The organism is Cupriavidus sp. 01L46 (genome assembly GCF_056399905.1).
This window is the reverse complement of record NZ_JBFTSF010000224.1, coordinates 1-10,897: the sequence shown is the minus strand read 5'-3', so window position 1 is coordinate 10,897 and position 10,897 is coordinate 1. Positions and strand designations below refer to the sequence as shown.

6 protein-coding genes and 1 pseudogene are annotated in these 10,897 nt (G+C 65.3%); 4 read left to right on the top strand and 3 right to left on the bottom strand.

Annotated features, from left to right (window positions below; translation table 11 throughout):
- The first annotated feature begins 1,124 nt into the window (after positions 1–1,124).
- From AC1DS3_RS28665 to AC1DS3_RS28650, 4 genes and pseudogenes are all read left to right on the top strand, one after another.
- Entirely contained in the window at positions 1,125–2,867 is a 1,743-nt protein-coding gene (locus AC1DS3_RS28665) for a ShlB/FhaC/HecB family hemolysin secretion/activation protein (RefSeq protein ID WP_441638552.1), read from the top strand.
- A gap of 90 nt (positions 2,868–2,957) precedes the next feature.
- A pseudogene (locus AC1DS3_RS28660) lies at positions 2,958–3,639 on the top strand (CsgG/HfaB family protein).
- A gap of 30 nt (positions 3,640–3,669) precedes the next feature.
- The gene (locus AC1DS3_RS28655; protein ID WP_441638550.1) at positions 3,670–4,044 is read left to right on the top strand and encodes a DUF4810 domain-containing protein; all 375 of its coding nucleotides are present in this window, start codon (positions 3,670–3,672) and stop codon (positions 4,042–4,044) included.
- On the top strand, positions 4,041–4,700 hold the full coding sequence (locus tag AC1DS3_RS28650; RefSeq protein ID WP_441638548.1) for a DUF799 domain-containing protein: 660 nt from the start codon (positions 4,041–4,043) through the stop codon (positions 4,698–4,700). Before AC1DS3_RS28655 ends, AC1DS3_RS28650 begins: the two co-directional genes overlap by 4 nt.
- A 54-nt stretch (positions 4,701–4,754) precedes the next feature.
- Here AC1DS3_RS28650 and AC1DS3_RS28645 read toward each other — a convergent pair whose 3' ends face one another.
- The 3 genes from AC1DS3_RS28645 to styD all read right to left on the bottom strand — a co-directional run bounded on the left by AC1DS3_RS28645 (position 4,755) and on the right by styD (position 10,820).
- Positions 4,755–6,785 (bottom strand): TonB-dependent receptor family protein, encoded by a 2,031-nt coding sequence (locus AC1DS3_RS28645; protein WP_477128421.1) that lies wholly within the window; start codon positions 6,783–6,785, stop codon positions 4,755–4,757.
- A gap of 145 nt (positions 6,786–6,930) precedes the next feature.
- Positions 6,931–9,132, bottom strand: a complete 2,202-nt coding sequence (locus AC1DS3_RS28640; RefSeq protein ID WP_441638546.1) for a PQQ-dependent dehydrogenase, methanol/ethanol family — start codon at positions 9,130–9,132, stop codon at positions 6,931–6,933.
- A 197-nt stretch (positions 9,133–9,329) separates the two neighbouring features.
- Entirely contained in the window at positions 9,330–10,820 is a 1,491-nt protein-coding gene (gene styD / locus AC1DS3_RS28635) for a phenylacetaldehyde dehydrogenase StyD (RefSeq protein WP_441638544.1), read from the bottom strand.
- Between the last annotated feature and the right edge of the window lie 77 nt (positions 10,821–10,897).

Here is a 10,897-nt window from a genome sequence, read left to right as displayed (position 1 = left end):
CCGCAGACTCATTCCGTCGACATCAACCTAGGATCGCCGACTCCTCTGCTGCCCCTCCACATAATCAAAAACAATGAAAGTAATTAATAAAATATGGATCATATTTCAAGGAATATTTTCGCCGTGGATTATGTTGATTCCACTCGCGATATTTCATCTACTGGGCTTTAACGTCACTACCAAACACTACTATCTTGTGTCCGGTCTATGTCTGGTGTGGACGCTGGTCTTCGCACTTTGGTTCTTATACGCGTGGATAAAAACCAGAAAAATGGAGCGTCAAGATAGCAATAGCAGGCACGGAAATACATAGATGGCCGTCAGCGCGGGACCGCCAATCCCGCCTCACCCTGCTTCTTCATCAACAGGGTGCGCGGGGAAGATGCAGAGGACCTCGCATGGCTCGAGGCTGAGGCCGGCAGCCTGCCCGCCCAATGCGTCGACCGCAAGAGGCTGGACAGCATCCAGGACTATTTCTCCGCGCGTCCGCTCGCCCAAGTGCACATGACCACGCGCGTGGTGGCCGGATAGCTCTCTGGTGTCAAGGCCAAGGGCACGCCCGGCTGGTGGCGCATGGCTTTGCCCATCGGCCCAGGTGACTAGTGAACCAGCGCAACCTTGACCAGGGCACGGGAAACATACGCCGCCTGCAGGAACAGGCCGCCTACCAGCAATGTCTCCCCAAACAGCCGCAGACTATTCCGCACCTAGCCAAATTCAGCTCCGAATCGATTGAATAGGAAATTTCACCCCTCGTTTTCGGATTTGTCCGATTTCAATCTGGGTGAAAACTCGGTATCGTCCGTCTGKCCTTGGCGTAGTCCAGCCTCACTCATGCAGCAGCGCGCTTGCGTGATGAAGGCATTGGCAACGAGGCCAGCGGCGCTGGCGCCAACAATGCCATCTGAAATCTGGAGTGGAGAAAATGATCTGGTTTATTTTTTCACACCGGCATCGCCTTTCGATGCCGCGAAAATCTGGTCTATTTATTCTCGCTCGCAGAGCCTCAATGAGTGATGTTCTCCGTGCACTCGATTGCACCCCTCATGAACATATAGCAATTTAATCCGACCAGATCATCAGCCTCCGCGTCGAATTGCCTGACATGTAAGCCGCGACAACCTATGCCGATGAACTTCCGCAACGCGCGCCGCAAGGCGCGTGGCGTCTCCCCTTTTGCCCCGCTCATCCTGACGCTGCCCACACTCGCGGTTGCCCAGGCCCTGCCCGTCTTCCGGCCCGCTTTCCCGCCTGTCACCCCGAACGCCGCCATCGAGCGCCGCCAGGAACAACAGCAGGAGGCTGCGCGCGAGCGTGCCTTGGCCCGTCCCGATGTGCTGACGACCTCCCCCGCCAACGCCGGCATCGCGGGACCGCTGATCCTGCGTGCCGAGTCGCCCTGCTTCCGCATCGGGACGGTGCGCTGGGAGGGTGCCGAGGACTTTGCATGGCTCCAGGCCGAGGCGGGCATCCTGCCCACGCAATGCGTTGGGGGCAAGGGGCTGGAGGCCATCCAGAACTATTTTTCGGCGCGGCTGCTCGCCCAAGGCTACATGACCACGCGCGTGGTGATCCCGGACCAGAATCTCGCCAGCGGCGAATTGCGCCTGCGCGTGGTGGCGGGACGCCTCTCTGGTATCAAGGCCGAGGGCACGCCCGGCTGGTGGCGCATGGCCTTGCCCACCGGCCCCGGCGGGCTGGTCAACCAGCGCGACCTTGACCAAGGCACGGAGAACATGCGCCGCCTGCAGGGGCAGGCCGATGCCGGCATCGACCTGGTGCCCGGCGAGAACCCCGGCGACACGGAACTGATCATCAAGCCGGGCACCGGCAAGCGCTGGCATGTCCTCGTGACGGGCGATAACGCCGGACTGGACAACACCGGGCGCTATCAGATGGGCGGCACGCTGACGGTGGACTCGCCACTGTTCCTCTACGACAGCCTCACCCTCTCCGGCAGCACGAATGCCAATGCCGGCAACAGCGCGGCGGGGACCCGCTCTTCGGCGCTCAGCTACAGCATTCCCTTTGGTTACTGGAACGCTTTCTTCAACGCCAACCAGTCGCGCTACCACCAGACGGTGGCGGGTTTCGACGGCGACATCGTCTACGGCGGGCGCAGCACGCAGATCGAGGCAGGACTTGGCTACGTGCCGTTGCGCAACGCTTCGGGCAAGACGAGCCTGTACGCCAAGGTGTTCCGCAAGACTGCCAGCTCCACCCTGGACGGCATCGACATCGCAGTGCAGCACCGCGACTTCGTGGGCTTCGAGGCCGGCGCCGCGCACCGTCAGTACCTTGGCAACACGGTGCTGGATGTCGGCGCGGCATGGCGCGCGTCGCTGCCCGCGCACTCCAGGTCGCCTGGCTTTGTGCTGGGCGAGCCTGGCTGGGATGGCAAGTCGGAGATCGTGCTGGCGAATGCCGGCCTGATGGTGCCATTCCAGGTCGCCGGGGAGCGCTTGCGCTACCAGGGCAGCATGCGCATGCAGTACGCCCGCACCCGCATCTTGCCGTCCGACTACTTCGTCATCGGCAACCGCTACTCGGTGCGCGGTTTCGATGAACAACTCACCCTTGCCGCCGAGAACGGCATCACCTGGCGCAACGACCTGGCCTGGCACCTCGCCAATACGGGCCAGGAAGCCTTCGTGGGCTTCGATATGGGACATGTCAGCGGCCCATCCGCCGGGTTCCTGATGGGCCAGACGCTGATGGGTGCCGTGATCGGGGCGCGCGGACGCTGGGCCATGGGTGGCTACGCCGCCCTGACCTACGAGGTGACGCTCGGCAGGCCGGTCAGCAAGCCTGAGTTCTTCCGCACGCACGCGCCCAACTTCGCGGCGCAGATCGGCGTTGAGTTTTAGGCCCCGCAGCCCCGGAGGTATCGCGCAGGCGATGCTCGCCCGATGGCGTGAATCGTTTGCATGTTTGAGTAACGAAGAGGAGTAACCCGAATGAACAGACTGACAAGAGGATCGCTGTTTGCCGCGGCTGGGCTGCTCGCCCTGCTTGGCGGCTGCGCGACCGAATCATCGACTGCGTTGCCCGTGCAGAAGGTCGAGAGCGCCAGCCGCCCCTACGTGGGGGTGCGCACGCCGATCGCGGTCGGGAAGTTCGATAACCGTTCGAGCTATATGCGCGGCGTGTTTTTCGGATGGCATCGACCGGCTGGGCGGCCAGGCCAAGACCGTCCTGATCACCCACCTGCAACAGACCAACCGCTTCCATGTTCTCGACCGCGACAACCTGGAAGAGATCAAACGCGAGGCGGGCATCAAGAGTCAGGCGCAACGCCTCAAGGGGGCCGACTACGTGATTACCGGCGACGTGACCGAGTTCGGGCGCAAGGAAGTGGGTGACCAGCAGTTCTTCGGCATTCTCGGTCGCGGCAAGTCGCAGGTGGCCTATGCGAAGGTCGCCCTGAACGTGGTCAATATCGTGACATCGGAAGTGGTGTTCACCAGCCAGGGCGCGGGCGAGTACGCGCTGTCTAGCCGGGAGGTCATGGGTTTTGGCGGCAGCTCCAGCTATGACTCGACCCTCAACGGCAAGGTGCTGGATCTCGCCATGCGCGAGGCCGTGACGAACCTGGTCAACGGCGTCGAGGCCGGCGCCTTGACGCCGGGAAACCCCTGAGCGCCAACATCTAGAGGAAGAGGAGAAACTGTGAAGACATCAATCCGGCCGTGCCGCCTGGCGACACTCGTGCTCACGGCAAGCGCATTGCTGGCGGGCTGCGCCGCGCCAGCCAAGTCCCTGTATCAGTGGGAAAGCTACCAGCCGCAGGTCTACCAGTACTTCAAGGGCGAATCGAAGCAAGCCCAGATTGAAGCACTTGAAACTGATCTGCAGAAGATCATGGCTGCGGGCAATACGCCGCCGCCGGGCTACCACGCCCATCTTGGCATGCTGTACGCCGATGCTGGCAAGGATGACCAGATGGCCCGCGAGTTCCAGACGGAAAAGACCCTGTTTCCAGAGTCGTCCGCCTACGTGGATTTCCTGATGAAGAACATCAAGCAAGGGGGGAGCAAGAAATGAAGGATCTGATCAAACGCGCGCTCGCGTTCCTGGCCGTCGCGGCGCTGGCCTCCGGGTGCGCGGCGCCACCCAAGCATGTCGATTACGCCGCCTTCAAGGAAAGCAAGCCACGCTCGATCCTGGTCCTGCCCCCGCTGAACGAGTCGCCTGACGTCACGGCGACCTACAGCATGCTGTCGCAGGTCAGCTATCCGCTTGCCGAGGCCGGGTACTACGTGCTGCCGGTGGCCCTGGTGGATGAGACGTTCCGCCAGAATGGCCTGACGACGCCAGCTGATATCCACGCTGTCCCGCCGCCGAAGCTCAGAGACATCTTCGGCGCGGATGCTGCCCTCTACATCACGGTGACGGACTATGGGACGAAGTACCAGGTGGTCAGCAGCGCCACGGTCGTCAGCGCGAAGGCGAAGCTCGTGGATTTGCGCACAGGGGGCACGCTCTGGGCTGGCGACGCGTCGGCATCCAACAGCCAATCGGGCAACGCCGGCGGCGGCCTGGTTGGGATGCTCGTGGCTGCAGCGGTCGCGCAGGTGATCAACAGCGTGTCGGATGCGAGCTATTCGGTAGCGGGAGCTACGAGCCAGAAGCTGCTGTCGGCCGGCAGCCCGGGCGGCATCCTGTATGGTCCGCGCTCTGCCAGGTACGGCGCAGACTGATGCTTCCGCGCGCGGCAACGGCGTAATGTGGCGGGCGGACAGCCCAGCCACCACTCAGATCTCCGCCCGCAGCCCCACAAAAAACCGMCGCCCCGGCGCCGGCTCGAAATACCGGCCATTGCTCTCGTTCACGATCACCGACCCGATGTAATGCCGGTCGGCAATATTATCGATGCGCCCAAAGGCATACCAGCGCATCCGCCCCACGCGGAATTGATAGCCAGCGCGCAGGTTGAAGGTGGCGTAACCCGGCGCATATTGCGTGTTGAGGTCGTCGGCGAACACGCGCCCTTCCACGCGCATTTCCACGCCCAGCGTGAGGTCGGCCAGCGGCTTGTACGTGGCCTCGGCAAACAGGCTGTGGCGAGCGGTGCCGGGCAGACGGTTGCCGGAGGCTACCGTTGCGCCCTGCGCATTGCGAAAGGCGTYGCCAAAGTAGGCGTCGAGCCAGGTGTAGGCCAGGCCGGTGCCGTAGCGCTCGCCGGGGCCGTAGGTGCCGCGCCATCCCAGCTCCAGACCGCGCCGGTGCACGCCGTTGACGTTCTGGTAGACGGATCGGCCGTTGTCGTTGGACAGCGGCACGATCTCGTTGTGGCTGCCTGCATCGAACACCGCGGCTTCCAGCCGTTGCCCTTTGCCTTGCCATTTGACGCCGATCTCGCCCTGGCGGCTGGTGGAGGGCTGCAGCCCGAGGTTGGTGCCGATGCCACCGCGGCCGTAGGCGACTTCGGTCAGTGTTGGGGTTTCGAAGCCGCGGCCAAGGTTGGCGTACACATTGAGCGAGTCCACCGCCTGCCAGACCACGCCGAGCACCGGGCTGACGTTGTTGTAGGTGGCGGTGCCACTGTCGTCGGGGCTGGCGGCGGTGATGTAATGATCGTCGATGCGCAGCTTGACCTGGCTGGCGCGCACGCCGCCGACCAGCCGCCAGGAGGGATTCCAGGTCCAGTCGAACTGGGCGAAGGCGCCCAGGCTGCCGGCCTTGTCGGTTTCGTCGCGGCGCAGCGCGCCCTGCAAGCCGTTCTGGTTCACGAAGCCGGTGCGCGCGTCGCGCATGCCGTCGGCGTCCACGCCGGCGCTCCATAGCAAAGGCAGTCCGGCTACCGTGGTGTTGTGGTGCCATGACATCGCACCGCCGCCGTAGGATCGGTCGATATCCACGATGCCGCCCGCCGACGAGGGCGCGATGCCGCTGAATCCCAGGTACTGGGTGAGCTCGCGGGTGCCGCCGTAGAGGCGGAACTCAAGGTTGTCCTGCTCGCTTAGCCGTTGCTCCACCAGCACGCCGCCCTGGTTCTGCCGCACGGTCTTGCGGGTATTGAACTGCGTGGCCAGCGACACGGCCTGGCGCGGGTTGGCGTCGGCCTGGGCGCGCGTGAGGCCGAGCGGGTCCTGCGCCTGGGGCTGGTCGAAGGCGTTGAACAACAGCGTGACGCGGGTGCCGGTGACCGGCTCTGCCACCACCTTGGCGTTGAGCTGGCGGCGCCGGGCCGCGCTGTGGTCGCGGTAGCCGTCGGTCTCGAATGTCCATGCATCCAGCACGCCGCCGATCTTGTCGTTGCCGCCGCCCACCGTCACGCCGGCCATCCATTGCCCGTCGGAACCAAATCCGGTGGTGGCGCGCGCCATCGGCGCCTTGGGCGGATCGGGCGTGAAAATCTGCACGACACCGCCCGACGCATTGCCGTAGAGCTGGGCGAAGGGGCCGCGCAACACTTCAATGCGGCTGGCGTTGGTGAGATCGGCGGTGGAGGCCTGGCCCTGCCCGTCCGGCATGGTGGCGGGAATGCCGTCCACGAACAGCCGCACGCCGCGCACGCCGAAGGTGGAGCGGCTGCCAAAGCCGCGCACCGCTAGCTGCAAGTCTTGCGCGTAATTCTGCCGCTCGCGCGCGGCCACGCCGGGCACGAGCGGCAACAGCTCGGACAGGTTGACCAACGGGCTGGCCGCGCTCAGCGAATCGACCGGAACGCTGTCGATCGCGGCCGGCGCGTCAAAGCGCGTCTGCTCGGCGCGGCTGACGCTCACCACCACGTCTGGCAGCATTTCCTCGGCAAAAGCCGCGCCGGGCGCGACGGCAAGCATCGCCGCCGCCAGGCAGCGCAGGCGGTGCGAAGCCTCCGCGCAAGCCCGTTTCCTGCTTCGCCCACCGCCCTTGTTGCCTGCCATATCCCTGCCTTGAGTTTGTTGATGGCTTCCTTTGCTGCTGTGCAGGCGGCCTGCCCGGTCGCTACTTGGCCATTGCCTGGGCCTTGGGCCGGATGGCGTCCGCGGTGCCCTGGATAAACGCCTTGATCTTCTCGACATCGTCCGCGCTCAGCTTGCCGGTGAAGTCTGGCATGCCGCGCGCCATGGCGGGTCCCTTGAAGATGAACTTGTCGAGATTTTGAATATAGGCGGTATTCATATAGCCGAGGTTGGGGATATTGCCGCCGCGATCCACGCCGGGCACGCCGTGGCAGAGCACGCAGTTGCTGACGTAGAGCGCCGTGCCCGCCGCGACGTTGGCCGGGTCGTACTTCACGCCCGACAGCAATTCACCCGCGCGGTACTGCACGAACGCGGGCATCGGCGCCTTGCCGCCAACCGCGAAGGTGTAGACGGTGCCCGGCCCCTGCCGCTCGGTGGCGCGCTGGGCCTGCCCGTAGACGCCACCCCAGCCGACGGCGACGGACACGTACTGCTTGCCGTCCACCAGATAGCTCACGGGCGCCGCGATCACGCCGGTGCCCGTGGGCGACTCCCACAGCTTCGCGCCGGTGGCGGCGTTGTAGGCGATGAAGCGGCCATCGGCCGTGCCCTGGAACACGAGGTTGCCGGCGGTGGTGAGCGTGCCGCCGTTCCACGGCGAGACCTGCTCCTGCGTCCAGACGGCCTTTTGCTGCACCGGGTCCCAGGCGATCAGGCGCCCGAAGGGCTGGCTGGTGGGCGGTTCGGCATTGAGGAACTTCGCCGTGTTCCATCCCACGTTGCCGTGCGGCTGGCCGGGCTGCTTGCCATTGAACGTCCAGTTCTTGTCGTCCATCAGGTTGAGCGGCACATGCTGCGCGGGCAGGTAGACCAGGCCGGTCTGCGGGTTGAACGACATCGGATGCCAGTTGTGCGCGCCGTAAGGCCCGGGGATGGCGTCATAGGGCTTGTCGGTGGCGCGTGCCGCCGGCAGCTCGATCGGGCGTCCGTTCTGGTCATAGCCGCTGGCCCAGTTCACATCGACGAAGTTCTTGGCCGAGATGAACTGGCCATTGGTGCGGTCGATGACGAAGAAGAAGCCATTCTTGGGCGCGTGCAGGATGACCTTGCGTGCCTTGCCGCCAATGTTCAGGTCGGCCAGGATCATGGGCTGGGTGGAGGTGTAGTCCCAGTTGTCGCCGGGCGTCTCCTGGTAATGCCAGACGTATTTGCCGGTATCCGGATCCAGCGCGACGATGGAAGCCAGGTAAAGGTTGTCGCCGCCGGCCGGGCTGCGCTTGCTGCGCGACCAGGGCGAGCCGTTGCCGGTGCCCACGTACATCAGGTTGAGCTCGGGGTCGAAGGCCAGCGTGTCCCACGCAGTGCCGCCGCCTCCGGCTTCCCAGTACTTGCCGGCCGGGTCCCAGGTCTTGGCCGCCTTGGCCATCGACTCGTCCTCGAACGGCTTGCTGGGGTCGCCGGGCACGGTGAACCAGCGCCATTTCTGCTCGCCGGTGCCGGCATCGTAGGCGGTGATATAGCCGCGCACGCCGTACTCCGCGCCGCCGTTGCCGATGATGACCTTGCCCTTGAACACCCGCGGCGCGCCGGTGATGGTGTACGAGTGGGTGCGGTCGATGATGGTGTCCTTCTCCCACAGCTTGCGGCCGGTGCCGGCATCGAGCGCGATCAAGCGGCCATCATAGGAGGCGACAAAGACCTTGCCCTGGTACAGCGCCACGCCGCGGTTGACCACGTCGCAGCAGCCCTTGTAGCCGATCGACTTGTCGACCTTCGGGTCGAAGGTCCAGATGCGCTTGCCGCTGCGGGTGTCGATGGCATGCACCACGCTCCACGACGCGCTGACGTACATGATGCCGTTGACCACCAGCGGCGTGGCTTCCACCCCGCGCGTGGATTCGAGATCGTAGGACCAGGCCAGCCCGAGGTCCTTCACATTGTCGGCATTGATCTGCGAGAGCCGACTGAAGCGGGTTTCCGCGTAGTCCAGGCCGTAGCTGGGCCAGTCGGGTGTCTTGGCGGCGTTGCCTTCAATGAAGGCGCCGTCGACGCTTCGGGTGACGGTACGGATGTGATCGGCGCTGGCCACCTTGGCCGGCGGCCTGGCCTGCGCCGCCGCCAGCGAGAACGCCGCCAGCCCCGCTACCAGCACTGCCACCTTGCGCGACAGGCCTGCTTGATTGCCAGCGCGCTGCGCAACGCGCGGCCAGCAGGAGATAACCCGCTCGGGTTCTTGGCTCATTGTGTCTCCTCTTTTTTTTGCTTCTTCTTCGGGGGGAAGCCAGGCTGGTTCTATGCCAGCGGCTGGCCAATGGCGCGACGGACATCGCCCGTCGCGCCACCGGATTGCAGCAGACCTAAGAATGGCCGCAGGGCTAGGTTTTACACACTCGGGATTACCCGCAGCGCGAACTCCCCCACCACGCGCGGCGATGCCGCTCAGTAAGCCATGCAGACCGACTTGATCTCCGTGTAGGCCTCGATGGCGGAGCGGCCATGCTCGCGCCCGACCCCGGAGGCCTTGTATCCGCCAAAAGGCATGTTGGGGTCCACGATGTTGTGCGTATTGACCCAGACCGTGCCGGCATCCAGGCCATCGACCAGCCGCTGCACCGCGCGCAGGTCGTTGCTCCAGATGCTGGCGCCCAGGCCATACTCGGACCGGTTGGCCTCGGCCAGCACGGCCTCGGGATCGTCGAACGGCATGGCCACCACCACCGGCCCGAAGACTTCCTCGCGCACCAGCGTCAGGTCCTTGCACGCGGCGTTGGCCACCACGGTGGGCCGCACGAAATAGCCGGGGCGGTCCAGCGCAGTGCCACCCGCGACGATGTCCGCGCCTTCGCTGCGCCCGGTGCCGATCAGCCCCATGACCTTGTCGCGGTGACGCGACGACACCAGCGGCCCCATCTGGCTGGCAGGATCGAGCCCGGAGCCCAGCACCGTGGCATTGGCCACCTTGCCCAGCCCCTCGACCACCTGGTCATAGTGGCGGCGCGCCACATACAGGCGCGAGCCGGCCGTGCAGACCTGGCCCTGGTTGAAGAAGATGGCGCCGGCCGCGCCCTGGATGGCATGCGCGGGATCGCAGTCATCCAGCACGATGACCGGGCTCTTGCCGCCGAGCTCCAGCGACACGCGGCGGATATCCTGGCCGCAGCGCGCACCGATCAGGCGCCCGACTTCGGTGGAACCGGTGAAGGTAATCTTGTTGACGCCGGGATGCGCCACCAGCGCCGCGCCGGGCACGCCGTCGCCGGTCACCACGTTCAGCACACCCGGCGGGAAGCCCGCTTCCAGCGCCAGCTCGGCCAGCCGCAGCGCGGTGAGCGGCGTTTCCTCGGCCGGCTTGAGCACCACGGTACAGCCGCAGGCCAGGGCCGGGGCGATCTTCCAGACCGCCATCAGCAAGGGGAAATTCCACGGCACGATGGCGCCCACCACGCCCACCGGCGAGCGCCGGGTCATGGCGCTATAGCGCGTGCCGGGGGGAAACGGTACCGATACGTCCAGCGTGCTGCCTTCGATCTTGGTGGCCCAGCCGGCCATGTAGCGCAGCCATTGCGCGCTGCCGCCCACCTCCAGGCCTTGCGAGAACGCCAGCAGCTTGCCATTGTTGAGCGTTTCAAGCCGGGCCAGTTCGTCGCCGTGCTGCTCGACCAGGTCGGCCAGCTTGAGCAGCAGGCGCTCGCGCTGGGCCGGCATCATGGCGCGCCACGTGCCGCCAGCAAAGGCGCGCCCGGCCGCGGCCACCGCCGCATCGATATCCGCCGCCCCGCCCGCGGGCACGCGCGCGATCTCCTCACCGGTGGCGGGATCAAACACGGCGAAGGTCTCGCCGGACTCGGCCTGGCGCCACTCGCCGTCGATCAGCATGGCATTGCGGATGGCCTGGTTCAGGCCGCTGCGGGCTTCCTTAGGTGCATTCATCTTCGTCTCCGGTTGGTCTTGGCTGGTGCCTTGTCATGGAGATCGAAGTTAACACCACGGCCTGATCATGGCTTGTC

Bases quoted from the DNA above. Each gene is read 5' to 3' on its own strand.
- AC1DS3_RS28665 (WP_441638552.1), top strand. From the start codon at position 1,125: ATGCCGATGAACTTCCGCAACGCGCGCCGCAAGGCGCGTGGCGTCTCC.
- AC1DS3_RS28650 (WP_441638548.1), top strand. From the start codon at position 4,041: ATGAAGGATCTGATCAAACGCGCGCTCGCGTTCCTGGCCGTCGCGGCG.
- AC1DS3_RS28640 (WP_441638546.1), bottom strand. From the start codon at position 9,132: ATGAGCCAAGAACCCGAGCGGGTTATCTCCTGCTGGCCGCGCGTTGCG.
- styD (WP_441638544.1), bottom strand. From the start codon at position 10,820: ATGAATGCACCTAAGGAAGCCCGCAGCGGCCTGAACCAGGCCATCCGC.